The 533-nt window shown below is 68.3% G+C and carries 1 protein-coding gene; it reads right to left on the bottom strand.

Annotated features, from left to right (window positions below; translation table 11 throughout):
• The coding region (locus GCU60_RS19720; RefSeq protein WP_163208350.1) for an integrase core domain-containing protein at positions 1–533 on the bottom strand (533 nt) is incomplete at both ends.

Below are 533 nucleotides of genomic sequence, written 5' to 3'. Positions count from 1 at the left end.
TGTACTGACCCGCTGCGTTGTTGACGCGGTCGATGGGTGAGCGTCCGCCGATGCCCAGGTGGGGCCGGTTCAGGTTGTAGTGGTTGAGCCAGGTGGGCAAGAGGGCGGCGCGGTCGTCGTTGCTGGTGAAGGGCCGGGAGTAGGCCCATTCGGCGCCGAGGGTGCGGTTGAAGCGTTCGACCTTCCCGTTGGTCCAGGGGCAGTGCGGGCGGATGAACTTCTGCCGGGCACCGATGGCGGTCACGGCGGCGGTGAAGTCGCGGGATCGGCGGTAGTTCATGGCATTGTCGGTGATGACCCGTTCGATGCCGATGCCGTGGCCTGCGTAGAAGGCGGCGGCGCGGGTGAGGAAGCCGGCGCAGGTGGCGCCCTTCTCATCACCCAGGATCTCGGCGTAGGCCAGCCGGGAGTGGTCATCGATGGCGGCGTGCACGTAGTCATAGCCCAGTCCGCGGGCTGAACCGGGTCTGGTGCCGCGGCCATGAGCGCGCCAGCCCCCGCCGTCGGGGATGCGCCCGAGCTTCTTCACATCG

Origin of the sequence: Blastococcus saxobsidens (genome assembly GCF_010682065.1) — a bacterium.
Classification (GTDB): domain Bacteria; phylum Actinomycetota; class Actinomycetes; order Mycobacteriales; family Geodermatophilaceae; genus Blastococcus; species Blastococcus saxobsidens_B.
Note: the sequence above shows the minus strand (reverse complement) of the source record. Positions and strands in the feature narration are given on the sequence as shown.